Here is a 25,102-nt window from a genome sequence, read left to right on the forward strand (position 1 = left end):
GTGATGGCATGGAGAGATGAAGCCGAACGGCCCTATCATTCTTCGAAGTTACGAACGACGTGATTTGGAGGCTATCGTTGCGCTGGATGCGGTCTGTTTCTCGCAGCCGTTTCGATTCAGCCGCGCCGCGATGCGTCAGTTTGCCGAGGCGGAGAATGCTTCGACGGCGATTGCAGAGACGCCAGAAGGGATAGCCGGGTTTTGTATCGTGCACCTGGAGGAGTCGGAAGGCGCCACGATCGGCTATCTCGTCACGATCGACGTTGATGAGAGGTTCCGCCGTGAGGGTTTAGGGCAGCGGCTGCTCGCAAGCGTAGAGGAGTGGGTAAGGGAGTCTGGCGGTGAGGCGATGTATCTCCACGTCTATCTGAAGAATGAGGCTGCGATTGGGTTTTATGAGCGCAGCGGCTACAGGAGCGCTGGCGAGCAACGAGGGTTTTACGGACCGGGCATCGACGCGGTGTTGTATTGGAAGCAGCTTGATCTGGCGCGATAGTGCTGTCATAAAGCGGCTCTGACAATTGAATCGCACCACTCAAAGATGATTGCCAATAAGAACGAAATGCAGATCCTTCGGCTCCGCTGCGCTTCGCTCAGGATGACACGGTGGATTGGGAGCAGTTGTGCTGCAGCGATGCGGGTGAAATGCGGGGGTTCCTCGACTACACGGCGGTGCCGCTTCGCTCAGAATGATACTCATCGAGGACGCGGGTTCTTCTGTGAGGGAGTTATTTTTTGCCGAAGACATCTCCCATGCGCCTGATCTGTGCGCCTACGCCGCGCAGCTTGTCTTCAAAGTTTTCGTAGCCGCGGTCGAGGTGGTAGACGCGATCAAGGATCGTCTCGCCGTCGGCGACGAGCGCAGCCAGCACGAGCGAGGCGGAGGCGCGCAGATCGGAACACATCACGGCTGCCGATTGCAGCGGCGACTTGCCGCGCACCGTGGCGGTGCGTCCCTGTACAGTGATGTCGGCTCCCATGCGGTTGAGCTCGCCGACGTGCATGAAGCGGTTCTCGAAGATGTTCTCGCTGACGATGGACGTGCCTTCGGTCTGGGTTGCGAGCGCCATGTACTGCGCCTGCATGTCGGTGGGGAAGCCTGGGTACTCCTGGGTGGAGATGTCGGCTGCCTTGAGCGGGCCGGAGCCGGAGCGCACACGTACATGGTCCTTGCCGACATCGAGCTTGACGCCGCACTCTTCGAGCTTCGAGATGAGTGCGCCGAGGTGGGCGGGCTCGCAGGCATCGACGTTCAGGTCGCCGCCGGTGATCGCTCCCGCGATGAGGAACGTGCCGGCTTCGATACGGTCGGGATTGATGCGATGACGCGCGCCGTGCAGGCGTGTGACGCCCTGCACTTTGATGGTGGAGGTCCCGGCGCCCTCGATCTTCGCGCCCATGGCGGTGAGCAGGGCGGCGAGGTCAGTGACCTCGGGCTCGCGTGCGCAGTTCTCGAAGATGGTCTCGCCGTCGGCGAGGACGGCGGCCATCAGCAGGTCTTCGGTTCCGGTGACGGTGATCTTGTCGAAGACGATGTGCGCACCTTTGAGGCGGTCGGCTTTCGCTTCGAGGTAGCCGTGGTCGTAGGTGACGGTGGCTCCCATGGACTCGAGGCCTTTGATGTGGAGGTCGATGGGGCGTCCGCCGATGGCGCAGCCGCCGGGCATGGCGACGCGGGCCATGCCGGTGCGCGCGATGAGTGGACCGAGGACGAGCGAACTGGCGCGCATGGTCTTGACGATCTCGTATTTGGCGACGGGGTCGGAGAGGATGCCGCACTTGATACGGGTGCGATGCTGCGCGCGGCCGTAGCCCAGCTCAACCTCGGCGCCCATGGAGGAGAGCAGCTTGCGCTCGGTCTCGATGTCGCGGACCTGCGGAATGTTTTCGAGGATGACCTCGTCTTCAGTGAGGATGGCGGCGGCCATGCAGGGAAGGGCGGAGTTTTTGGCCCCGGAGACTTTGATGGTTCCGAGAAGGGGGTTTCCGCCGCGTACAACGAACTTATCCATCACCCCAGTTTACGGAAGAGTTACGAGGAAATGGGTGATGAGATTGGTGCGAAAGACGGCGAAGCCGCACACCGGATGGTGCAGGTGTGCGGCTTTGGGAACGGCGCTAGCTGGCTGAGGGCGGCGTCGCTGCCTCGGGCTGTTGGCCCTTGCCGCGGCGGCCGTGGCGCATCGAGCGGAGCTGCTGCATCTGGTCGGCGTTGAGTACGGTTGCCAGTTGCGATTGCGTGTCCTTGTGGATTGCCTTCATCTGCTCGCGTCGCTGGTCGGGCGTGAGACTGGTGTTGGAGCGGGCGCGTCTTTTCCGATGCGGAACTCGTCCAAAGCACGCCGTTGGCGCTAGCGGAAACGCAGGTAACCCCACTTCTCCGGGATGTGCATGTTGACGACGCCCTGCGGCGACCAGACCCAGTTGTCCTCGCGTTTCTGGCCTGCCTTCCATTCCACGCGGCTGAAGTTTGCGCGCCACTCGGTGCCGGCTGTTGGCCGCTCGACGGGGAGGCGCGAGGTGAAGGCTGTCCACGGAATGGCGATCTCGACGCTCCAGCCTTTGTCCTTGTCGCTGGGGTTGTTGAGTGTGCCTTTGAGGGCTACGGCCGTCTTGAGGCCGGGGATGTCCCAGGAGTTGTCGGCCTTGCCGCCCTCGCGGTAGGGCTTGTTGAGGAAGAGGTCCCACGAGGTGTTGAGGGCATTGATTTCGAACTCGAAGTAGCCGGGGGTGCCCGTCGGCGGTTTGAGGAAGACCTCGAAGTCGTTGTCGTGGAAGATGACGGAGTCGTGTTTGGTGAGTGTGGCCTTGATCTCCGGCTCTTCAAGCTCGGCGCCGATGTACAGATAGTCGTCGTCCCAAAGCATCTTCATGCGCGTGCGAAAGCGGGGCTTCGGTTTTGCATCGCCTTCGATGTCGACGAAGTCGTCGGTCCATGCGGCCTTCTTCCATGCTGCGTCGTTCAGTTTGCCGTCGATGTTGAGCGGCCTCTTCGCGCGGAGGCAGTCGTAGCTCTTCGGTGTTTGCGCATGGAGAGAGGGAACGGCGGCGGTGAACATCAACAGGACGAGCGGCGTGGCCCAGCGGGAAGCAAAGTTCATAAGCATAAGAGTGTGCTGCCATCATACGCGACGAATTTTATGCGACGATAAGGAAGATTTTGGCGAGGCGCCAGAGATGCCGATGCCGATATAGAGTGTCATGCATGGGAATTCTCTCTTCGGCTTACTCGGTGCGATCTGGTCGCGATGCTTTGGATTCGGGACGCGTAAGCAGTCGCCGGCTTGTTGAAGATTGCATGGAGGCAGCGCTCGATCCGTCGGGCGAAGGCGCGCGCGTGTTTACGCGGCTCTTCGAGTCATCGGCGCGGGCCGCTGCCGAGGCTGCCGATTATCTGCCGGTGGCTCCGGAGCTTCCTCTGCGGGGAATACCGATCTCGATCAAGGACCTGTTCGATGTTGAGGGGCAGACGACGTGTGCTGGGTCCGTGGTGCTGGCAGACGCGCCTGAGGCTGCGCGCGATGCGGTTGTTGTGGCGCGGCTGAAAGATGTAGGCGCTGTGATCGTGGGTCGCACAAACATGACGGAGTTTGCGTTCTCGGGACTGGGACTGAATCCGCACTACGGAACCCCACGCTCGCCCTATGCGCGGGGTGAAGGGCGTATTGCGGGAGGGTCGTCGTCCGGAGCTGCTGTGTCAGTAAGCGATGGCATGGCGGTGGCAGCGATCGGGTCAGATACGGGAGGATCGATTCGGATCCCTGCGGCGCTGTGTGGCTTGACGGGCTTCAAGCCGACGGCGCGGCGCGTGTCGACCGAGGGGGTGCTGCCGCTCTCGCACACGCTGGACTCGATCGGACCGATCGCTCCCACCGTGGAGTGCTGCGCGTTGGTCGACGAGGTGTTGTCGGGGGAGAAGCATTCGCTTGTTGCTCCAGAGGCGAAGGGGATTCGCCTGGGGATACTGCAAGGGTATGTGCTTGATGGATTGGAGAAGCATGTTGCGGAGTCCTTTAGCTTAGTGGTGAGTGCGCTTTCGCGCGCAGGTGTGGTGGTGGCGGATGTAGGGTCCGATGCGCTCGATCAGATTCCGAAGAGCTACCGCAGCGGCGGCCTGGCAGCGGCGGAGTGCTATCAGTGGCATCGCGAATTGATTGAGCACAGAGGGAATGAGTACGATCCGCGCGTGCTCACGCGAATTATGCGGGGCCGCGATATCACACCGACGGAATACAGCGAGATGCAGAATGAGCGCCATGCCACGATCGCCGCTGCGGAAGTGGCCTTCTCGCAGGTGGATGCGTGGATCATGCCCACGGTGCCGCGCATCGCTCCGAAGGTGGCGGAATTGGAAGCCAGCGACGAAGTTTATTTCGATGCGAACGCTGCTATGCTGCGCAATCCTTCTGTGATTAATTTTCTTGATGGGTGCGCGTTGTCGATGCCATGCCATCGGCCGGGTGAAGCTCCGGTTGGTTTGATGCTTGCCATGCGTGGGGGCGCGGACTCGCGGCTTCTGCAGATTGCGTTGGCTGTGGAAGGTGTTCTTGCCGAAGCCGGGTGCGCGATACAGGGTCGTACTCGATTCGAGTAGGGCTGTTGCGCGAATGTTCCTGGTGAAATACGTCAACATGCGAAATCTCGTGCAGCCACGAGCAAAATATGGGGATTCTTCGCCCGTTCGGCTTCGCTCAGGGCTGGCTCTTCGGCTCAGAATGACGGCGTGGGGAACAATGGCTCAGATTAGTGGGGACAATAGCTCAGAATAATGCAGACTGAAATCTAGCTGATACGGCCTGCTGCGCGCAGAGCGGCGATCTCATCGTCGGTGAAGACACGTGAGCGCGTGAGGAAGCGGACGCCGTCGGGGCCTTCGAGTGAGAACATGCCGCCGCGGCCTGGGACGACGTCGAGGATGATCTGCGTGTGCTTCCAGTACGCGAACTGTGCGCGGCCGATGTAAAAGGGCGCGTCGCCGACGGTACCGAGCAGAACGTCCTGATTGCCGGTGAGGAACTCGCCGAGGGGATAGCACATGGGCGAGCTGCCGTCGCAGCAGCCGCCGGACTGGTGGAACATGATGTTACCGTGCCGGGCCCTGAGCCTGTCGATCAGGCCCAGGGCGGCATCGGTTGCGGTGACCTGCAATGGTACCGAGGTTGCGATATTCTCCATTTAGAAGAATCCCAGGGGTTGCGTGCTGTAGCTGACGAGCTGGTTCTTCGTCTGCTGGTAGTGGTCGAGCATCATCTTGTGGTTTTCACGGCCGATACCGGACTGCTTGTATCCACCGAATGCGGCATGAGCGGGATACATGTGATAGCAGTTCGTCCAGACGCGGCCCGCCTCGATCTCGCGACCGAAACGATAGGCGCGGTTGAGGTCGCGCGTCCAAACGCCAGCGCCGAGGCCATAGAGCGTGTCGTTGGCGAGCGCAAGGGCTTCGTCGTCCGTCTTGAAGGTGGTCACCGACAGGACGGGTCCGAAGATCTCCTCCTGGAAGATGCGCATCTTGTTGTTGCCCTTGAAGACGGTCGGCTCGATGTAGAAGCCGCCTGCGAGGTCGCCGTCTCTCTTTGCGGCCTTGCCGCCGATCAGCACCTCTGCGCCTTCCTGTTTGCCGATGTCGAGGTAGGAGAGGATCTTCTGTTGCTGCTCCTCGGACGCCTGGGCACCGATCATCGTGTCCTTATCGAGAGGGTTGCCACCCTTGATCGCCTTGATGCGGCCGAGTGCGCGTTCCATGAAGCGGTCGTAGATCGACTCGTGAATCAGCGCGCGCGATGGACACGTACAGACCTCGCCCTGGTTGAAGGCGAAGAGCACGAGTCCTTCAATGGCCTTGTCGACGTAGGAGTCATCTTCATTCATGACATCGGAGAAGAAGATGTTGGGCGACTTGCCGCCGAGCTCGAGCGTGACTGGGATGATGGTTTGCGAAGCGTACTGCATGATGAGGCGGCCCGTCGTAGTCTCGCCGGTGAAGGCGACCTTGTTGACGCGCGGGCTGGAGGCAAGCGGCTTGCCCGCTTCGACGCCGAAGCCATTGACGATATTGAGGACGCCCGGAGGCAGGAGGTCTCCGATGATCTCCATCAAGAGCAGGATGGAGACAGGCGTCTGCTCCGCGGGTTTGAGGACGATGCAGTTGCCAGCGGCCAGTGCGGGCGCGAGTTTCCACGTTGCCATCAGCAGGGGAAAATTCCAGGGGATGATCTGGCCCACGACGCCGAGCGGCTCGTGATAGTGATAGGCGATCGTGTCGCCGTCGATCTCGGAGATGCCGCCTTCCTGTGCGCGGATCGCTCCGGCGAAGTAACGGAAGTGGTCGGAGCAAAGCGGGATGTCAGCGGCGAGCGTTTCACGGATTGGTTTGCCGTTGTCCCACGTCTCCGATGTTGCGAGCAGTTCGAGGTTGTCGTCGATGCGCTGCGCGATCTGCTCGAGGATGCGCGCTCGCTGCGCGACGGAGGTCTTGCCCCAGGCCTTCTTGGCTTTGTGAGCGGCGTCGAGAGCGCGGTCGATATCAGCCGCGTTGGAACGCGGTATCTCGCAGATCACCTTGCCGGTTACTGGAGTGACGTTGTCGAAATACTGACCCGAGAGCGGCTCAACCCATTCGCCCCCAATGTAGTTGCCATAGCGCTTGCGGTAGGGAACGGCATAGCCGTATTGTCCCGGTGCGATGCTTGGAGTGGTTGCTGTAGCCATCGTTAGTTTCACCTTTCAGGGCTCACGTAAAGAACCGATCACGAAAGTCTGCGCCTTACTGCGCCTCTGGTCAAGTGTTGGGTTGGGAGGCCCGCGTTCCGTTGAATTTAGGGCGGAAGGGCGGGCTAATTTCGGCGATTCAAAAGCTCGTTTACGCTAACCCCGCGGATGCTGGCGTCGATCAGTTCGACCATATGGAAGGTGGGTATCTGCGCGAAACCGCGGCGTCGGAGGCCGGCTTGGAGTTGCAACAGGCATCCGGGGTTGGCGCTGATCAGCGCCTGTGCCTTTGCCGCAAGCAGATTTTCGACTTTGCGATCGCCAAGCTCGTTTGCCGGTTCCGGATGCAGCAGGTTGTAGACGCCTGCGGAGCCGCAGCACAGGTTGGCCTCGGCGATCTCGGCGACGTCGAGCTGTGGGATGCTGTGCAGCAGCGAGCGAGGCTCGGCGTGAATGGCTTGGGCGTGGCGAAGATGACAGGCGTCCTGATAGGCCACCCGGAGCGGAAGCGGGTTTCGCGTTTGTCGCGGCGGGTTCATGAGGAGAACCTCCGAGATGTCGCGACACTGGGCCGAGAATGCCTTCGCTCGCTCAGCCCACGCGGGATCGTCGCGCAGCAGGTGTCCGTATTCCTTCATCGTCGAGCCACATCCGGCGGCGTTGATCACGATGTAATCCACCTTGGCAGCTTCAAACAAGGCGATCATCTTTCGAGCCAGCGAGCGCGCTTCGTCCTCAATGCCACTGTGCACCATCAACGCTCCGCAACACGATTGATGTTGTGGCACAACGACCTCATAGCCTTCGGCAGAAAGGACACGCAGAGTAGCTTCGTTGACGTGCTGGAAGAAGACCTGCTGCACACAGCCAGCAAGCATTCCTACGCGAAGCCGCTTGTGTTCAGATGCCGATGTTACTGCGGGGAGTTTGTGAAAGAGACTGCCGGGGACGGTCGGCAGCAAAGCTTCCATGGCGGCAAAACGCTGTGGCAGAAGTTTGAGTAGTCCGCTTGCACGTACGATCTTCTGGATGCCGGTGCGCTGGTAGACGAGCATGGGAAGCGCCAAGACGCGCAGGCGGTTTGCGAAAGGGAAGGTTGCGAAGAGCAGCTTGCGGAAGGCGGAGTCGTCTGCGGGTCGCGGGATGTGACGCTCGATCTGCGGGCGTGTGTCCTCGATTAACTTGTTGTACTGTACGCCCGAGGGGCACGCGGTCATGCAGGCCATGCAACCCAGACAGTTATCCATGTGCAGGCGAAAATTCTGATTGAGTGGGGCCTCGCCCTGACTGGCCTTCGCCATCATGTAGATGCGCCCGCGTGGCGAGTCCATCTCTTCTCCCCATAGGACGTAGGTGGGACATGCAGGGAGGCAGAAGCCGCAATGGACGCAGTCGGCGAGCAGCTCTTTCGACGGGGGATTGTGCGTGTCGAAGCTGCTGGGCTTTGCGGCTGCGTTCGCAATCTGGGTCGGGTGGGCCATGGTCGTGGTTATGCTCCAGCGAAGAACTTGCCAGGGTTGAGAACGCCGTCCGGGTCGAAGTTGCGCTTGACGGACTGCATCAGCGACTGGACTGAGGGATTGATGACGAATGGCTGCGCTTCTACTCCGGGGGCAGCCTGCAAGACGGTGACAGTGTTTTGCGCATCCGTGCGGAGTTGAGTGATGGTTGAAGCGACAGCCTCTGGCGAGCCGCGAAGAGCGACGTTGTGGAGTCCGATTGCTTGTGAAACGGAGACAGCTTCTATGCTGGGCTGCAAGGTCTGCAGCTGGTCTACAAGCGAGCACGCATGGGTCGGCAGTGTGGAGATGCGCAGCACAGTGGCGCCGGTGGCGAAGATCATCTCACGCTCGCGCCAGATGGCGGCCGGGGATTCTTCGAGGGTGAAGCCCTGCTGTTTGGCCATCTGCTCAAGGATGGCATGTTGATGTGCTTCAGGGTGAGCGTTGAGACAGATATCAAGGCGCGCTTCTGCGACGCTGCGACGCAATTGCAGTGACTGCGTGAGTAAATGACTGGCGCGGAGGTCGGCAAGCAGTGGGGCAAGGTGCGATGCCAGTGCTGCTGCGATGGTGAAGCTGCGCTCGTATTGCGGCAACGGGTGGAGGCGGAAGTTCGCTTCCGTAATGACCGCCAGTGTACCCAGGCTGCCGGTGAGCAGCTTCGAGAGATCGTAGCCTGCAACATTCTTGACGACCTTGCCTCCGGTTCGAGCGATCGTTCCGTCAGGAAGGACGAGAGTCATGCCGATCACGAGGTCGCGCAGGCTGCCATATCTCTGACGCAGCGCGCCGGAGTCGTTCGTAGCGAGGATCCCTCCCACGGTAGCGCGATCGCTGAAGAGAGGGTCGAGAGCGACGAACTGCCCGTGTTGCGCTAGTGTCTGTTGCAGCGAAGACCAGGTGCATCCTGCCTGCACGGTGCAGGTGAGGTCCTGCCAGGGATGCTCGATGACTTTGTTGAGGCGTGTGAGCGAGAGATAGATGTGCGGCGTGGCGCCCTGCCCCCAAAGCTGTTTGGTGCCGCCGCCTTGCGGAGTGACAGTAAGCCGGTGCTTCGAAGCAAATGCGAGAATTGCGGAGACCTGTTGTGTGTTCGCCGGTGAAACCGCGATCGTGCCGGTATCGCTTGTGCGAACGAACCCGGCGCCTGCGATGGCTGCGAGTTGTTCCAGGGCTTGCTGCGACTGCGTGAGCGAAGAGGAGTTCATTAGAAGACCTCCGCGATGCCGCTTGCTTCGATTGGGTGCGGGGCGTAGGCTCCGCGCGAACGCTCACCGCAGATGCGAGGGGTAGGGAAGAGCTTTTCTGGATTGGAGAGGTTCAGGGGATCGAAGGCGCGACGCACGCGCTGCATCGTCTCAAGGTCGGGGTCGGAGTACATGTAACTCATGCTGCACTGCTTCTCACGCCCTACGCCGTGCTCGCCGGTGATGGAACCGCCCGCCTCAACGCAGACGTCAAGAATGCGCAGCGAGAGATCGATGGCGCGCTCCTCCTCGCCGGGGTTGTCGCGGTTGTAGAGGACGATCGGATGAAGGTTGCCGTCTCCGGCGTGAAATACATTTGTGACGCGAAGATTTTCCGCTGCGGCCATGGCGTTCAGCTTCTCAAGTACAGCAGGAAGCGAGGTTCTCGGAATCACTCCGTCCTGAACGATGTAGTTTGGCGACAGCCGTCCAGCCGCAGCGAAGGCTGCCTTGCGTCCCTTCCACACGAGAAAGCGTGCGTTCTCATCGACAGCGAGGCGCGTCTCCCAGGCCCCGTTTTTCTTGCAGATGTCGATGACGGTCGCCATCTGAAGATCGACCTCAGCCTGCGGTCCATCGAGCTCGATCAACAGGAGCGCCTCGCATAGCGGATAGTTTGGATGGACGGAGATCTCGGCGGCCTCGATCGAGAGCCTGTCCATGATCTCCATCGCAGCAGGGAGCTGGCCGTTTGCGATGACGTCGGAGACGGACTGTGCCGCGGCGGTGATGCTGTCGAATGCGGCGAGAATCACCTGCACTGTCTCTGGCTTGCGCATGATGCGAAGCGTCATTTCGGTGGCCACGCCCAGCGTGCCTTCGCTGCCGATAAAGACACCGGCGAGATCATAGCCAGGCGCGTCGGGAACCTTGCTGCCGAGAGTGACAACTTCGCCGTCGGGAAGAACGACGGTCATCTCCAGAACATGTGTGACCGTGAACCCGTACTTCAGGCAATGCGCGCCGCCCGCATTCTCCGCGATGTTTCCACCAATCGAGCAGACGGTCTGAGAGCTGGGATCGGGCGCGTAGAAGTACTCCTGCGGAGCAACCGCTGCAGTCACGTTCGCATTGATGACGCCTGGCTGCACCGTCACTTGCTGGTTAGGGATGTCGATGTTCAGGATGCGATTCATCCTCGAGAGGGCGATGACGATAGAGCCGTCAGCGGGAAGCGCTCCGCCCGACAGGCCAGTGCCCGCTCCGCGTGCGACGAACGGAATGCGCTCGCGATGACAGAGACGAAGGATGCTTTGCACCTGCTCGGTTGATTCGGGAAGCAGCACGGCCGCAGGCGGAACGCGGAACGCGGTCAGCCCGTCGCACTCATAAGTCTGCAACTGGTTCGGTGCTGTAATCAGGCCGCGGTCTTCTACGATGCGTCGCAGCTCTGACAGAACTCCTGGAGTGAGTGACAAGGGCATATGTTTTGTCAGTAAAGATCGCGGCTAAGCGAAGACTTCCTCCCTGAGGACTTGTTCGTAAGCAGGCAGAGTAAGAAAGTCGGTAAACTTTTCGCTTCGGATAAGGTCGCGCATCAGGTTTGCGGCTTTCTCGTAGGCGGTGTAGCGTTCAGTATCTGCTGCGGGCTTGACTCTGGCGAGTTCATCGTCGATGAACTTGTCGCAGAGATCAGCGGTGATTCTGCGGCCATCGCCCAAGGTTGCGTCGTGATGTACCCATTGCCAGAGCTGCGCGCGGCTGATCTCCGCCGTTGCAGCATCTTCCATGAGATTGAAGAGAGGGACGCAGCCGATGCCGCGCAGCCATGCTTCGACGTAGCCCAATCCAACGGCAACGTTCTGCCGCAGGCCAGCCTCCGTGATCTCTCCTGAAGGAACCTGGAGAAGGTCTGCGGCTGTGGTGGTGAAATCTGCGAGCTTCCTGTCGATCTGGTTGGGCTGCGGCATCACGCGATCGAAGACTTCGAGGGCGACTGGAACGAGGCCCGGATGTGCGACCCAGGTGCCGTCGTGCCCGTCCGTGGCCTCGCGCTCCTTGTCGGCACGCACCTGGGTCAGGGCCTTCTCGTTGGCCACTGGATCGGATTTGATCGGAATAAACGCCGACATGCCGCCCATGGCGTGGATCTCTCGGTTATGGCAGGTCTTGATGCAGAGCTTCGAGTAGCTGCGCATGAAGTGCGTGGTCATCGTGACCTGCGAACGATCGGGCAGGATGACCGAGCGGTCGGCCGCTAGCTTCTTGATGAACGAAAAGATGTAGTCCCATCGTCCGCAGTTGAGTCCGGCGGAGTGGTCGCGCAACTCGTAGAGGAACTCGTCCATCTCGAAGGTCGCGAGGATGGTCTCGATCAGGCAGGTGGCACGAATACTGCCCTGTGGGATGCCGAGCTTGTCCTGAGCGCGGACGAAGATCTCGTTCCACAGGCGGGCTTCAAGGTGCGACTCCATCTTGGGGAGATAGAAGTAAGGTCCGCTGCCGCGAGCGAGAAGTTCTTTGGCGTTGTGAAAGAAGTAGAGGCCGAAGTCAAAGATGGAGGCGGACATGGGCTCGCCATCGACCAGCATATGCTGTTCGACCATGTGCCAGCCTCGCGCGCGCACGAAGAGCACGGCGATCATTTCATTCAACGTGTATGCCTTCCCAGTCTTTGCGTCATCGAAGGAGATGGTGCGGCGGATCGCATCGCGCAGATTGATCTGCCCGTCGAGAAGGTTGTGCCATAGAGGCGTGGAGGAGTCCTCGAAATCCGCCATAAACACACGCGCTCCCGAGTTGAGAGCGTTGATGATCATCTTGCGATCGACGGGGCCGGTAATCTCCACGCGGCGGTCCTGAAGATCGGCTGGGATCGGTGCGCAGCGCCATGTGCCTTCACGAACGTGCTTCGTCGCGGGAAGAAAGTCTGGCCGCTCGCCGGCATCCAGGCGGATCTGCCGCGCCGCGCGTGCTACGAGCAACTCCTTGCGACGCGCGTTGAAGCTGCGTTGCAGATCGACTAGAAAAGCAATTGCTTCAGGTGAAAGAATGGCGACGTACGCGGTGGTGATTGGAGCGTTAATTTCAACGCCAGCGGGAAGATTCGACACCGTAGATCTCCTGATCGAGAAGACTGTTGCGGCCCTGCATAGCAGGGTCTTTTATGGAAGCAACTATACGGAAGCGCAAATCGCAATGTCTAATCGCGGATCAGTTGTTATGATGGGCGGAAAATATATAAGGACAGACGACGATGCGAATGGAAGTAGCGGCTGTAGCCGCATTGGTTGCAATGTGTCTCCCCGCTGCCGGACAACAGCACCGCGCGCCTGCGGTTCCGCTTGTCACCAACGATCCCTTCTTCAGCCTCTGGTCGATGTCCGACAAGCTGACGGACACTCCAGTGAAGCACTGGACGGAGGTTGCTCAACCAATTACCGGCCTGGTTCGTATCGATGGAAAGACCTATCGCTGGATGGGGACGACGCCGCGCGGATATTACGGCATGGCTGCCATCGATGCCATGGAACAGAGCGCTGTGGAGATTACGCCGCTGCACACTCGATACACCTTCAACGCTGCTGGAATCGAGCTAAAGGTTACGTTCTTTTCTCCGCTCTTCCCCAAGGACCTCGATGTGATGTCCCGTCCGGTGACCTATTTGAGCTGGAGCGCGCGATCCACGGACAGCAGACCGCATAACACAGACCTGATGGTGGATGTCGACCCGTTGATTGCCGTCGATCAACCTGGTCAACAGGTCACATGGTCACGCACTCGTGCCTCCGGCCTTACGGTGCTAAGCGTCGGCAATCGAGATCAGCCCACGCTGCATCAGTCGGGCGATCGCGTGCGTATTGACTGGGGTTACTTCCACCTAGCCATTCCCGATTCCGCAGCTCCGGCTACAGCCCTGTCATTCATGGCGATTCCGGCGTTCGCTGGCAATGGCAACCTACCCGATGCCGATGATCTCACGATGCCGCGTCCGGCTGCACGACGCGGACATGCCGCGCACCTGGCAGCAAAGCTGTCTCTCGGGGCTGTCGGCTCTGTGCCTGTGGAGCGTCACGTCGAACTGGCTTACACGGATGGTTACTCCATTGAGTATCTCGGACGAAAACTTCATGCCTACTGGCAGCGGAATGGTATGACGGAAGGCGAGCTGCTCTCCATTGCGGAGAAGGACTATTCTCAGCTTGAACAGCGCGGCGTGCGTTTCGATGAAGAGACCATGGCGCAAATGGAGAAGGCGGGAGGCGCCGATTACAAGTACCTCACCTCTCTTCTCTTCCGCCAGACCATTGCAGCACACAAGCTGGTGGCCGACATTGACGGTACGCCGATGTTCTTCTCCAAGGAGAATGACAGCAATGGCTGTATTGATACCGTAGATGTCACCTATCCCTCGTCGCCGTTCTTTCTGCTCTTCAATCCCAAACTGCTTGAAGCGCAGCTTGAGCCGTTGATGCGCTATGCGGCACTTCCGCGTTGGCGCTTTCCGTTCGCGCCTCACGATCTCGGGACGTACCCGTTGGCGAACGGTCAGGTCTATGGAGGCGGCGAAGAGAACGAGGCAGACCAGATGCCGGTGGAGGAGAGCGGCAATCTCATCATCATGATTGCCGCGCTCGGTCGCAGCGAGGGCAACTGGGATTTCGCGCGGCGGTTCATGCCGCAGCTTACGCAGTGGGCCGAGTACCTCGAAAAGAAGGGCATGGATCCCGAGAACCAACTGAGCACCGACGACTTCGCCGGTCACCTTGCGCACAATACCAATCTTTCCATCAAGGCGATTGAAGCCCTGGGAGCGTTTGTGCAGATTTCGCGCGGAGTTGGAGACACAAAACTCGCCGATCGGTACGAGGGGATCGTGCGCAAGCTGCCGGCGCAATGGGAGAAGATGGCGTTCGACGGCGATCACTACAGGCTGGCCTTCGATCAGCCCGGAACATGGAGTCAGAAGTACAACCTGGTCTGGGACGATCTCCTCGATCTTCATCTTTTCTCTAAAAAAGTCATGCAGACGGAGTGGAGTTTTTACAGCAAGCAGATGCAGCGTTACGGCCTTCCCCTCGACAATCGAAAGACGATCACCAAGCTCGACTGGGAGGTGTGGACAGCGACCCTTGCGCCGAAGCCCGAGCAGTTTCAGAACCTGATTCATCGTCTCGTCGTCTGGGCCGATGAGACGCCATCTCGTGTTCCGGTGACCGATTACTATGACACGGTCAGTGGAAAGCAGATGGGATTCCAGGCGCGTTCGGTTGTTGGAGGCGTGTTTATTAAGGCGCTCGCAGACAAGCAGATCGCAACAGGACGTGCTGCCTCAGGGAAGTAAGCAAAGAATTCGGAAGAGATGTGAACAAATCGGGTCTGTTCGGAATATACGAGCAGACTCCAAATTTCCGTCATAGGTGGTAGCCGTAGCTGGGTTCCACTTCGACGAAGAGGATATGTGGCCATTTTCCGAAGCCGTCTTCTTGTTGTTCTCTGCATCGTTCTTTCTGGCGCTATTAGGATTTTTGCGCAAGCGTCTAACGGATCTGCAAACACAGGCGAAGCCCGCGTGCTGGTCAAGGACGTCGATGGGCATCCATTGCAGGCGCGCGGTACGCTGGCCGGGCCTGCTCCAGGTAGCCTCCGGGAGGTGGAAAGCGCGCCGGACGGTTTGTTGCTTTTATCGGATATTGCTCTTGGCCACTATCAGTTGACGCTCGACCGGCCTGGCTTCACGGCTCAAACGATCGATATCCGGCTACGATCGGGAGCTCCTGTGACTCGCAATGTCATTCTTCTTGTCGGCGGCCCTTCCACGACGATCAGTGTCATCGCTACGACTCCCATCAGCAGACTGGACGTGCCGCTGTCGGATGTTCCATTGCCGGTTCAGACGCTGACTTCACAGGCGCTCGAGAACGCCAATGCGATTGACCTGACCGATGTCATGAAGCGGCGGCTCAATGGCGTTTATGTCAACGAGAGCCAGAACAATCCCTTTCAGCCTGATTTAAATTACCGCGGGTATACGGCTTCGCCGCTCGTGGGATCGCCTGCGGGACTCTCTGTTTACCTCGATGGCGTTCGTCAGAACCAGCCGTTTGGGGACGTCGTTGCGTGGGACCTCATTCCCAAGGTAGCTATCAGCACGACGGAGCTGATACCCGGCTCGAACCCGATCTATGGTCTGAATACTCTTGGTGGCGCTATTGCGGTTCAGACGAAGAACGGCGTATCCAATTCAGGCTTTTCGATCAGCGGCTATGGCGGCAGCTTTGGCCGCCGCGCAATGGAGGCTGAATACGGCGGCAGCAATCGCGCCGGTCTCAACTGGTTTGCTGCGGGCACTCTCTTTCATGAGGACGGATGGCGTATGCAGTCGCCGTCCGATGTGCGGCAGTCCTTCGCCAAACTAGGGTACAACCATGGCTCGACGGTTCTTTCGCTGTCAGGCGGATATGTCATCGACCACCTGACAGGTAACGGCACGCAGGACTTCCGTGCGATCAATCGCACGGCTGGCCTCAATCACGGCTACAACAGCGTTTACAGTGTTCCGGATACTACCTGGCAGCACTCGCCGTTTCTCACGCTAAACGTTACGCACGCTATAACGAGCAGCCTCACATTCAACGGCAATGCATATGTCCGATACACGCGAACTAATACAACGAATGGCGATATCAATGACAACTCATTCGATCAGTCGCTCTACACATTGAGTAACGCCGACAAGCAGGTGTTGACGGCTGGCGGAATCCCGTTCCCGCCAAGCATTACTCCGGCCAACACGCCCTTTCCATATCTTCGCTGCATAGCACAGGGGCTGGAGAAGGACGAGCCTGGAGAGAAGTGCACAGGCGTTGCTACCGACACAGTGAACAAGCAGCACGCCTATGGTCTTTCAGGCGTTCTCTCCTGGCGTACGGCTCGCAATCAACTTGCGGTTGGAGCGGGATGGGACCGTGGAACGCTCACCTTTATGCAGAGTGCACAGTATGGCTACCTCAATACGGATGGCCTGACGATTACCCGAATTCCGACATTCCTTGATGGCTCAACGCAAATAGATGACATACCGCAGGACAATCGTGTCAATCTCCATGGCTCGTCGAACACCCCCAGCTTTTTTCTGACCGATACATTCACCGCGGGCAAATGGGCGGTGACTGCTTCAGGGCGGTACAACCATACCAGTATCAACAATGTTGATCGTCTGCCACCGGTTCCTTATCGCGGCTCGCTTACGGCGGTGAATGTTTTTCAACGCTTCAACCCTTTGGCGGGTGTCGTCTATAAAGCGTCGAGCCGGATTCAGGCTTACTTCAACTATGGCGAAGGCAGTCGCGCCCCCACATCGACAGAACTTGGGTGCGCCGATCCGGACTTTCCGTGCAGCCTGCCCAACGCACTGGTCAGCGATCCTCCGTTGAAGCAGGTCGTGAGCCGCACGTATGAGATGGGAGTACGAAGCAACCCGAACGATCATCTTCGTTGGAGCGCGGGATACTTCCACGCGAATAACTACGACGACCTGCTGTTTATCGCATCGGAACAGACCGGGTATGGGTACTTCACTAACTTCGGAAAAACACGCAGGCAGGGGATGGAAGCCGCACTCAGTAGACAGTTCAAAAGCGCAGACGCAGGCATCGAGTACACGTTCCTCAGCGCGACGTATCAAAGCAGCCAGACGATCAGTGGTGGGAGCAATAGCAGCAATAGCAATGCACTTAGTGGCGGCAAGGGAGTCACGGATGGTGGGGAGATCACCATTAATCCGGGAAACCGGCTCCCGCAGGTGCCGCAACACATGATGAAGATCTATGCGGACTACAACCCATGGCGAAGGTTGTCGATCAACGCCGACTTCAATCTGATTGGCTCCTCGTATGTGCGCGGCAACGAAAACAACCGGCATCATCCGGATGGTGTGTACTACCTTGGCAGCGGTCAGAGCCCCGGTTATGGTGTCTTCAACCTGGGGTCGCGATACAAGTTTGGAGCGCACTATGAGCTGTTCGCCCAGATCAATAATCTTCTCAATCGCCACTACTACACGGCTGGGCAATTGGCTTCCACCCCGTATGACAGTAACGGTAACTTCACTGCGCGACCGTTCGGCTCCATCAGTTTCGGCGGAGACACGGCCTATCCTGTGCGCAACACAACATTCCTCGCTCCAGGAGCGCCAATCACCGTATTTGGAGGATTAAGGGTAACGTTCGGGAAGAAATAAGGGATGAGGGGCGCACGCTGCCGCGCATAACTCAATACATGTCCTGTATACCGAAGAAGGCCTGGACTGGAAGAATTCATTGGACGGCTGCTCAATTACCGACACCTTGGGGATGAAAGTGGCGAGATGCGCAGGGGGGCGATACTGGATAAATGAAATGCCATCGTATGCAGGGCTTGTCTGTGTCCTCATCTTCTGCTGTCGTCTATGAGGTTTAAGCCAAGGGCAGCGGATTCGTCTGCGGTGGCGTGAGCAGGCTTATCAGCCAGGTAAAGAACGCATTCAGGAGCAGCGAGAGGAACCCGGCGTTGATTCCGTAGAAGGGATCGTGATGTGAGAGCATGAATGTCGAGACCGAGATGAGGCCAATGATGAGTCCACTGGCAACGCCGACAGTCGTTACGCGAGACCAGAACAACCCGAAGATGACAGCGGGAAAGAACTGCGAAACGCCAGCGTATCCCAACAGCAGGAGCGCGACTAAAGTCGTTGAATTATGCAGCGCGAGATAAAAGCTGACGGAGGCAAGGATCAGCACCATTAGCTTCGCGAGTCGCGCAACGCTCTGTTCGTTCATCTGAGGCGAGAAGAGAGGGCGGTAGACATTCTTCGCAAAGAGGGTCGATGAAGTCAGAATGATGATAGCTGCCGGGACCATGGCCGTCAGAGCACCTGCTCCTCCGATCACCCCGAGAAACCAGGCAGGGAAGGTTCTGCGGGCAAGCACCAGCAACGACATATCGGGGTTTGTGAGATTCGGAATCAGCAGAACCGCGGAGAACCCTGCGATGAAGATGAAAACCAGGCTTACCGTGTAAAGAGGCGTGATAATCGCATTGCGGCGCAGTGTCTCGTTGCTTTTGGCTGTAAATGCTGAACCAAAAGTGTGCGGCCACATATAGAAGCCACATGCACTGAGCAGAACTGTGGAGATGAACCACGAATGGCCCATAACCTTTGTTGCGCCAGGCATGGTCAGGTGCGTGGGATGCGTGGTGGCGAGCTGATGAAACAGGGGAGTTACTCCGCCAAAGAAGTGATAAGGGATGTAGATTCCGATGGCCAGTGCAGCAACGATCATCAGGAAGTCTTTGACGACGGAAACCCACGCAACTGCACGCATCCCTCCTAGAAAGACGAAGCAAGCCACAATTATGACGGCGATCAGAATGGCGAGATTCCGAGGGATCTGATCGAAGCTGCATACCTGCACGATGATACCGAGGCCGACCAGCTGAATTTGGAGATAGGGAATGATGAACAGGACGCCGGTAAGAGAGGTGAAGATCGATAGCGCCTTACTGTTATATCTCCTTTCAAAAAAATCCGACTGTGTCTGCAGGCCATGTTTACGTCCCAGGTGCCATATATATGGCAGAGTGAAGAACGATATCACGTAGCCAAGGGTGATGTAGGCCATGATGTAGAGCGCCGGACCACCGCGCGAATAAGCCCAGCCACTTGCTCCCAGGAAGGCAAAGGTGGTGTAAAGCTCGCCGGCCATGAGAAGCCATACGAAGACGAATCCCAGGCTGCGGCCTGCAACGGACCATTCTTCCAGGCTCTTTGTCTGGCCGACACCTGCTCGAAGCCCCACAAGCGTACCTGCGAAGACAATAAAGAAGATGACGCTCATGGCTACGACGGTTTGAGTCATATCGTTAATCTCGATCGCGTTTTTCTTCGATTGAATTGGCCAGGGCAATACACAGACTGCTGATAGCAATCCAGGCAATGAGCCAGAAGAGGTTGAAGGGTAACCCGAAGATCATCGGGGTTATCCGATCCCACAAGGGCACGGTGAAGCACATGCCGATGAAGGGAATCAGGCCGAGTCCTACAGCTTTTAAAGATGGCTTCTGCATATCGATGGGCTTGCATAGCGTACGAAGGTGATATTAGACAAGGTCAATGGCGATGACCTCATAGTCCAGGACAGACGGAACCCGGAATTTCAGCGTGCTTCCATTGACAATATGTTGTACTGCACCTGTCTTCATCAATGCTTGAACCTTTGTAACGCGCTTGCCCTTTGGAATCTCCACCTCCACATCCTGCGGAGGCGAAGCGATCAACTCGTGCATCTGTGGGCGCATGGCCATTGGATTTGTAAGGTTTACCAGATGCACGGTCATGGAATCCTTCTGCAGCCATGCCGTTGCATCGAACATTCCCTGGCCCTGTACTCGTAAAGGATGAGGCTCGTTGTTAGCCCAGTTGATTGCGTTGAGCAGGAGAAGCGCATGGTCGTAGGCCATCACCTCCCAGTACACGCGATCAATATCCCACGGGAAATAGACGACTCTTCCAGCGCCCACCTGGTTCATGAAGACTTCTGGAGCGTCGGTTTTGTCGAGGGTCCAGAAGGTCTTTTCCATTGGAAGATTTGCTACTGCGGGAATACGCAGGAGAGGCTGTTTACCTGCTCCGTCATGCGACTTTACGGTGAGCTGCCATGTTCCGCCGATGATTGTATCGGCATCCTCAAGGCCTTTAAGCATCGATCCATAAAGGGGACTGGATTTTTCGGGATAGAGATAGGTGTTTTGCAGGGCGGTCTTACCGTTTGTGCGGTTGACAAATGACGCTCCGAAGAGATCGGCCAAAGCGAAGTCCTGCCTGAGATTGCCTTGCTCGTCGTATAGCGAAGTTTCGTACGTTGCGACCAGGCTGCCTCCTTTCTGCACGTAGTTGCGCAGTTGTTGGCACTGCTGATCGGAGAGCGCGGCGATGTTAGGCAGAATAAGGGTCTTGAAGCGGCTCAGGTTGGCAGCATCCAGATTGAGCTCGTGCACCAGCTCGAATGGAATTCTAGCCTCAATAAGGGCCTGATAGAAGCCCAGCTGGGGATCTTCGACGAGCCGATGTACATCCGCGGCTCCTGCGTAGAACTCTGCGGTCTGCTGCGAGTAGACGATGCCGATTCTGGCTATTGGAGCGGTGTTGCGGAAGTATTTCTCATTCTTGTAGTGCCAAACGTAGAGATCTTCAATGACCTGCTGGCCGCGTTTGTCGTGCAGCTGACCGGAGACCATGTTGAACCACGGACGCAGACCATTGGCCATACCGTCCTGCACCCAGAGGCGTGTCTCGGCAGGGCTCTTGGTTGAGTTGAGCCACCGATAAGGGGAGACGATACCGACGTTGAAGATGCCACCGATGGCCTTGTTGCCCAGGGTGGAGCGATATTCTTTGCCGTTCTTTCCGTTTGCCCAAGGCACCATAATGCGCTCGCGGCACTGTCGATCAGCAAAAAGTGTAGGCGCAAGCTCGCCGACCTTCTTCATGTTCAGGCCGCTTGTCGCTCCTCCACCGGAGTTTGCGATGTAACGGGCATTCGGTCGAACTTTACGAATGACGCCATCCCACTTCGCCCATATCTCGAAGCGGCGCGCCTGCTCCCACTTCAGATAGTTGCGATACACCGGGTTGCGCGGATTGCGATCGAGCGGGAAGTCCTGGTTGTAGGCGGCGCGGAAATCCTGACGGCAGTGCTCGCAGTAGCACATGCCGTTGCCGGTCCAGCGGTTGGCGAAGATGCCGTCCACGTCATACATCTCGACGATCTCTTGTGTGACCTCCGTCATGAAGTCGAGATTGTATGGTCCGAGAGTGCAGGTGAGCCACATGCCGGGATAGTCCGGATGAGGCCGCTTCTTTCCATCGGGTCCAACGGATATCCAGTCGGGATGAGCCTCTGCGACGTCATCATAAGTTGCATGAGGATCGGTTCGCGCAAGGACGACCATGTTCTGCTTACGACAGCCATCGAGCATCACCGACCAGAAATCCTCGTGTCCTTCGAGCCACTTGCTGCGGTGCTGATACTTGATCTTTGTGGGATAGAACGCCACAACACCGCCGGCGGAAAGGCATAGAGCATCGGCATGAATTCTGCGGAAGAAATCGAGCCAGTAGGCACGGTCCATTTTGGCGACGTCGTCTTCGCTCAGGTTAAGCTGCGCCCAGCGCATAGGGCGATCAAACCACTCGGCACCTATGGGAGAGAGGGGAGCCGCACCGCCCGGCGAGGTCATCGCAAAGGCGGTCATCGCGGCCGAAGTCTGCAGAAAATCCCTACGAGTCATCATTTGATCTTTCTCCATATAAAGGCAGTTGTTGTTAGAACTGGTAGCGCAGAGCAAATTGCATGATACGAGGATCGCTTGCCGAGCGAATGGAGGCGAAGCTTGTGGAGAAGTTATTGAAGTTGCTGTCGGGCTGACCGAAGTTAGCATGGTTCAGCGCATTGAAGAACTCCGAGCGGAATTGAACCTTTCCATATCTTTCTCCGATAGGGAAGCTTCTTACCAAGGAGAGGTTCACGTTCTGCAGGCCAGGTCCGCTGAGCGAGTTACGTCCGGAGTTGCCGTATTGTCCTGGATTGTTTGCGGCATAGGCGTTCTTATTGAAGAACTGCGCAAGCCTGTCTGGCTGGCCGTTGTAGCTGGATCTATATGGAATGCCGATTACGTTCGGACGATCGTAGCCAACGCCCGTTAGGGATGCGTCGCGTCCAGTGACTACGTTGAAGGGCAGGCCGCTTGACATCTGAATGAGGCTGTCGACGGACCAGTTGGAAAAGACCTGGCGAAGGACAGGATTGGAGTTCTTGTAGAACGGAATCTGGTAGACGATGGAGCCGGAGAAGACGCTACGGCGATCGAAGTCAGAGCGCGCACGGTCGGCGGCAGGGTTGGCAGGATTCTGCGGGAACTGTCCGAGATTTGTCGCAGAGTATTGATCCAACAGTTTTCCCCAGGTATAGGCCAGCTTGAAGGTGAGCCCGTTGGAGTAGTTCTTCGAGAGCGATGTCTGCATGGAGTGATATGTTGCCGGCGAGCACATGCAGATCAGACGAACACTTGCGTAGGTTCCCTGGAGCAGCGGGCGTCGCGCATCAGTATTTGCCAAGGTTGCACCGGGTCCGTAGACGGCGGGGTTTGCCTGGGTCATACGCACAAGTCCGTGTTCCAATTTGCCCACATAACCGATGTTGAACTGCATTCCGCCAAAGATCTCCTGCTGAATGGAGGCGCTAATGTTATGCACATAAGGCGCATTCAGCGTCGGAGCAAGAACAGTGAAGAGGCTCATGGGGAAGGTGAAGCGCGGACTTGCAGGGTTATAGGTGTAGGGAAAGGGATTAACCGTGCCACGGTATGGATCTGTCAGGCTGGAAGGCACGTTGAGCGTGTTCGAGATCACGAAGGGCTGATTGACGGCCGCATAGGTGAAGATGTCGGAGCGCAGATCTTCAAAGAACAGACCGTAAGCGGCGCGTATGCTCATGCGTCCGTTACCGAACGGATCGTATGCAACGCCGATACGAGGGGCTATGTTGGTGTAGTCAGTCGCCACTAGGCCATTCTGAATACCTTTGTCCCCAGGAAATACCATGCCGAGCGGGGCTGAAGGAACGGCAGTCGATTGCTGTCCGGCGCGAAATGTATTCGTACGATTTCCTGTGATGCCAAAAGGCTGGAAGATGGAGTAGCGCAGGCCGAGGTTGAGGGTGACCTGGTCGGTAAGACGATAGTCGTCCTGTACAAATGCGTAGCCATCCCACGTCTTCGCGTTGCGATGGTATGGGCTGGCCTGCAGCAGGGTTGCAGGGCGGCCGATGAGGAAATCGGCGAATGCGTTGCCAGTTACTGTAATCGTCGAGCCTGGGTTCGACGGATTCGGAACGGTTCCAGCAGTCCTGGTTCCGTTGAAAGTAAATGTTCCGTTGTTACCTGATGAGCCAAAGTTGTAAAGCTCGAGCCGCTCAATCTCACCGCCAACGCTGATGGAGTGCTTGCCGTGCGTCCAGCGGAACGTATCGCCGAGCTGGTAGATATTGTCATGCTCGTTGAACAGGTCGGTTACATTGAGATTAACAAAACCGCTGATATTGATATTTGGCAGCTGCGGTGTAATGACTCCGGGGAAGTTCGCACCGAAATCGGAGAGCTGCCGGTTGTCCTTCTGGGTTACGTTGGAATCGATTCTAGCTACGGAGAGGCGAAGCTCGTTCAGCAGAGAAGAAGAAAAGGCATGTGTTGCTCCCAGAACCCAACTTTGCAAGCTGAGTGAGGTATTGCTGGTTGCGTAGGGAGCGAAGGTTCCAGCCTGATTTGTCAGTGTCCCCTTATCACGGAAGTAACGGACATAGAGAGAGTCCTTCTGGGTCATGTTGTAGTCGCCGCGTCCGACGTACTGATCATCCACTGACGGGTTCGGGACCTGAATGGAGACATTGGAGCCTGTGGGAGAGGAAGCAACAAACTGATTCAGGATGCGGACGGCGGTGGGGTCGAAGTCCGAGGTTGGAATCTGACCGACATAGACGCTGTTGTGAATAGGATCGCGCATGATGAGAGGATTGCCCGACGCATCGGTGAACGTTCCATTGCGTTGTGCCTGCGTGGGAATAAACGACGGTGCAAGAATCTGTGTCTGGTGAATGCGAGTTCCCTGATAGGAGAAGAAGCCGAAGAGCTTATCGCGTAGGACGGGTCCACCGAGGGTGCCACCAAACTGGTTCTGAATCAGGGTCGGCTTCCGGTTGGGCGGGCGTGTAAAGTAGTTTCGCGCATTCAACGCGGTGTTGCGCAGGTAGTCATAGGCGGAACCATGAAACTTATTGGTCCCGGCGCGTGTCACGGCAATAAATATTCCGCCTGAGTTGCGCCCATACTCGGCGCTGGGGCTGGAGGTCAGGATCTGAAACTCCTGGAGCGCATCAGGATTGGGAAGATTGAGGGCCGTATTCTGTGTAATGTTCTTCCACGAGGCCCCATCGAAACGAAACTCATTTTGCGTATCGCGGCCTCCGGCTACGGTAATGCTGGGGCCGCTGCGGCTCTGCGTCTGTACCGTTGGCGCAGCAAGAATATTGGTCACGCCCGGCACTACTGCAGCGAGCTGCATCGCGTTGCGTCCGTTGAGGGGCAACTCCTGGATGCGTTCGCGATCAACCAACTCGCCCATGACGGCAGAGTGCGTATCGACGGTGTTGACCTGCGCATTGACCTGCACTGTCTGTGACGCGGTGCCTAGTGAAAGCGCAACGTCGACACGTGCATTCTGGTTAACCACAAGCGTAATGCCTGTCTGCGCAAATGTCTTAAAGCCGTTCATCGTTACCTTAAGCTCGTAGGCTCCGATGGGGAGGTTCGTGAACAGATAACCTCCCTCATTGTCGGTGGACATCGTGCGTGTGAAGGACGTGCCAGTATTGGTAACTGTCACCTCTGCGCCGGGTATAACAGCTCCGGTGGAATCATGCACGACACCCAGCATAGAGGCTGTCGTGCTCTGAGCATGAAGCTGGTGAGTTGATAGAAGACCAAAGAGAAAAAACGCAACAAAGGCCAAGCGAGAGAGAGTCCGGAACATATATGTGCCCTCCGTACGATTAATGACAGTCCAACTTCACGCCCCCGAGCATTGAACCTTCAAGCTCGATACTTGCG

General features: G+C 57.8%; 17 protein-coding genes. 4 read left to right on the forward strand and 13 right to left on the reverse strand.

Annotated elements, in window-relative coordinates:
* The first annotated feature begins 64 nt into the window (after positions 1 to 64).
* The gene (locus tag JSS95_01000) at positions 65 to 496 is read left to right on the forward strand and encodes a GNAT family N-acetyltransferase (GenBank protein ID MBS1798380.1); all 432 of its coding nucleotides are present in this window, start codon (positions 65 to 67) and stop codon (positions 494 to 496) included.
* Between the two features lie 232 nt (positions 497 to 728).
* On the opposite strand, the gene murA is transcribed toward JSS95_01000, so the two are convergent.
* The 3 genes from murA to JSS95_01015 form a co-directional block, all read right to left on the reverse strand.
* Entirely contained in the window at positions 729 to 2,012 is a 1,284-nt protein-coding gene (murA, locus tag JSS95_01005) for a UDP-N-acetylglucosamine 1-carboxyvinyltransferase (GenBank protein ID MBS1798381.1), read from the reverse strand.
* A 106-nt stretch (positions 2,013 to 2,118) separates the two neighbouring features.
* On the reverse strand, positions 2,119 to 2,262 hold the full coding sequence (locus tag JSS95_01010) for a hypothetical protein (GenBank protein ID MBS1798382.1): 144 nt from the start codon (positions 2,260 to 2,262) through the stop codon (positions 2,119 to 2,121).
* Positions 2,263 to 2,351: 89 nt separating this feature from the next.
* Positions 2,352 to 3,101: a carbohydrate-binding family 9-like protein gene (locus tag JSS95_01015; GenBank protein ID MBS1798383.1), complete on the reverse strand. Its 750-nt coding sequence runs from the start codon at positions 3,099 to 3,101 to the stop codon at positions 2,352 to 2,354.
* 104 nt (positions 3,102 to 3,205) lie between these two features.
* Between JSS95_01015 and JSS95_01020 the strand changes: the two genes are divergently transcribed.
* Positions 3,206 to 4,594 (forward strand): amidase, encoded by a 1,389-nt coding sequence (locus JSS95_01020; protein MBS1798384.1) that lies wholly within the window; start codon positions 3,206 to 3,208, stop codon positions 4,592 to 4,594.
* A 188-nt stretch (positions 4,595 to 4,782) separates the two neighbouring features.
* Here JSS95_01020 and JSS95_01025 read toward each other — a convergent pair whose 3' ends face one another.
* From JSS95_01025 to aceB, 6 genes are all read right to left on the reverse strand, one after another.
* Entirely contained in the window at positions 4,783 to 5,175 is a 393-nt protein-coding gene (locus tag JSS95_01025) for a DUF779 domain-containing protein (protein MBS1798385.1), read from the reverse strand.
* Positions 5,176 to 6,711, reverse strand: coding sequence for an aldehyde dehydrogenase (locus JSS95_01030; GenBank protein MBS1798386.1), 1,536 nt, complete (start codon positions 6,709 to 6,711; stop codon positions 5,176 to 5,178). It lies immediately after the preceding gene.
* A 125-nt stretch (positions 6,712 to 6,836) separates the two neighbouring features.
* Positions 6,837 to 8,192: a 4Fe-4S dicluster domain-containing protein gene (locus JSS95_01035; protein ID MBS1798387.1), complete on the reverse strand. Its 1,356-nt coding sequence runs from the start codon at positions 8,190 to 8,192 to the stop codon at positions 6,837 to 6,839.
* Between the two features lie 8 nt (positions 8,193 to 8,200).
* Positions 8,201 to 9,421 carry an FAD-binding oxidoreductase gene (locus tag JSS95_01040; GenBank protein MBS1798388.1) on the reverse strand — a complete coding sequence of 407 codons (1,221 nt, stop codon included), beginning with the start codon at positions 9,419 to 9,421 and terminating at the stop codon, positions 8,201 to 8,203.
* Entirely contained in the window at positions 9,421 to 10,884 is a 1,464-nt protein-coding gene (locus tag JSS95_01045; GenBank protein MBS1798389.1) for an FAD-binding protein, read from the reverse strand. The genes JSS95_01040 and JSS95_01045 overlap by 1 nt, the downstream gene beginning before the upstream one ends.
* A gap of 24 nt (positions 10,885 to 10,908) precedes the next feature.
* Positions 10,909 to 12,558: a malate synthase A gene (gene aceB / locus JSS95_01050; protein MBS1798390.1), complete on the reverse strand. Its 1,650-nt coding sequence runs from the start codon at positions 12,556 to 12,558 to the stop codon at positions 10,909 to 10,911.
* A 98-nt stretch (positions 12,559 to 12,656) separates the two neighbouring features.
* On the opposite strand from aceB, the gene JSS95_01055 reads away from it, so the two are divergent.
* Positions 12,657 to 14,744, forward strand: coding sequence for a DUF4965 domain-containing protein (locus tag JSS95_01055; protein MBS1798391.1), 2,088 nt, complete (start codon positions 12,657 to 12,659; stop codon positions 14,742 to 14,744).
* 156 nt (positions 14,745 to 14,900) lie between these two features.
* A complete protein-coding gene (locus tag JSS95_01060; protein MBS1798392.1) occupies positions 14,901 to 17,642 on the forward strand; it encodes a TonB-dependent receptor in 2,742 nt (913 codons plus the stop codon).
* 214 nt (positions 17,643 to 17,856) lie between these two features.
* Here JSS95_01060 and JSS95_01065 read toward each other — a convergent pair whose 3' ends face one another.
* The 4 genes from JSS95_01065 to JSS95_01080 are packed head-to-tail and all read right to left on the reverse strand — an operon-like array spanning position 17,857 to position 24,929.
* Positions 17,857 to 19,299 (reverse strand): sodium:solute symporter family protein, encoded by a 1,443-nt coding sequence (locus JSS95_01065; protein ID MBS1798393.1) that lies wholly within the window; start codon positions 19,297 to 19,299, stop codon positions 17,857 to 17,859.
* Between the two features lie 4 nt (positions 19,300 to 19,303).
* Complete coding sequence (locus JSS95_01070) at positions 19,304 to 19,507, reverse strand: DUF3311 domain-containing protein (protein ID MBS1798394.1); 204 nt, start codon at positions 19,505 to 19,507, stop codon at positions 19,304 to 19,306.
* 33 nt (positions 19,508 to 19,540) lie between these two features.
* Entirely contained in the window at positions 19,541 to 21,733 is a 2,193-nt protein-coding gene (locus JSS95_01075) for a beta-galactosidase trimerization domain-containing protein (GenBank protein MBS1798395.1), read from the reverse strand.
* Positions 21,734 to 21,764: 31 nt separating this feature from the next.
* Positions 21,765 to 24,929: a TonB-dependent receptor gene (locus tag JSS95_01080; protein MBS1798396.1), complete on the reverse strand. Its 3,165-nt coding sequence runs from the start codon at positions 24,927 to 24,929 to the stop codon at positions 21,765 to 21,767.
* Between the last annotated feature and the right edge of the window lie 173 nt (positions 24,930 to 25,102).

This window comes from Acidobacteriota bacterium (genome assembly GCA_018268895.1).
Taxonomy (GTDB): domain Bacteria; phylum Acidobacteriota; class Terriglobia; order Terriglobales; family Acidobacteriaceae; genus Edaphobacter.

Coding starts and splice junctions, on each gene's coding strand:
- murA (MBS1798381.1), bottom strand. CDS start 2,012: ATGGATAAGTTCGTTGTACGCGGCGGAAACCCCCTTCTCGGAACCATC.
- JSS95_01010 (MBS1798382.1), bottom strand. CDS start 2,262: ATGAAGGCAATCCACAAGGACACGCAATCGCAACTGGCAACCGTACTC.
- JSS95_01015 (MBS1798383.1), bottom strand. CDS start 3,101: ATGAACTTTGCTTCCCGCTGGGCCACGCCGCTCGTCCTGTTGATGTTC.
- JSS95_01020 (MBS1798384.1), top strand. CDS start 3,206: ATGGGAATTCTCTCTTCGGCTTACTCGGTGCGATCTGGTCGCGATGCT.
- JSS95_01025 (MBS1798385.1), bottom strand. CDS start 5,175: ATGGAGAATATCGCAACCTCGGTACCATTGCAGGTCACCGCAACCGAT.
- JSS95_01030 (MBS1798386.1), bottom strand. CDS start 6,711: ATGGCTACAGCAACCACTCCAAGCATCGCACCGGGACAATACGGCTAT.
- JSS95_01035 (MBS1798387.1), bottom strand. CDS start 8,192: ATGGCCCACCCGACCCAGATTGCGAACGCAGCCGCAAAGCCCAGCAGC.
- JSS95_01040 (MBS1798388.1), bottom strand. CDS start 9,421: ATGAACTCCTCTTCGCTCACGCAGTCGCAGCAAGCCCTGGAACAACTC.
- JSS95_01045 (MBS1798389.1), bottom strand. CDS start 10,884: ATGCCCTTGTCACTCACTCCAGGAGTTCTGTCAGAGCTGCGACGCATC.
- JSS95_01055 (MBS1798391.1), top strand. CDS start 12,657: ATGCGAATGGAAGTAGCGGCTGTAGCCGCATTGGTTGCAATGTGTCTC.
- JSS95_01065 (MBS1798393.1), bottom strand. CDS start 19,299: ATGACTCAAACCGTCGTAGCCATGAGCGTCATCTTCTTTATTGTCTTC.
- JSS95_01070 (MBS1798394.1), bottom strand. CDS start 19,507: ATGCAGAAGCCATCTTTAAAAGCTGTAGGACTCGGCCTGATTCCCTTC.
- JSS95_01075 (MBS1798395.1), bottom strand. CDS start 21,733: ATGATGACTCGTAGGGATTTTCTGCAGACTTCGGCCGCGATGACCGCC.
- JSS95_01080 (MBS1798396.1), bottom strand. CDS start 24,929: ATGCTGGGTGTCGTGCATGATTCCACCGGAGCTGTTATACCCGGCGCA.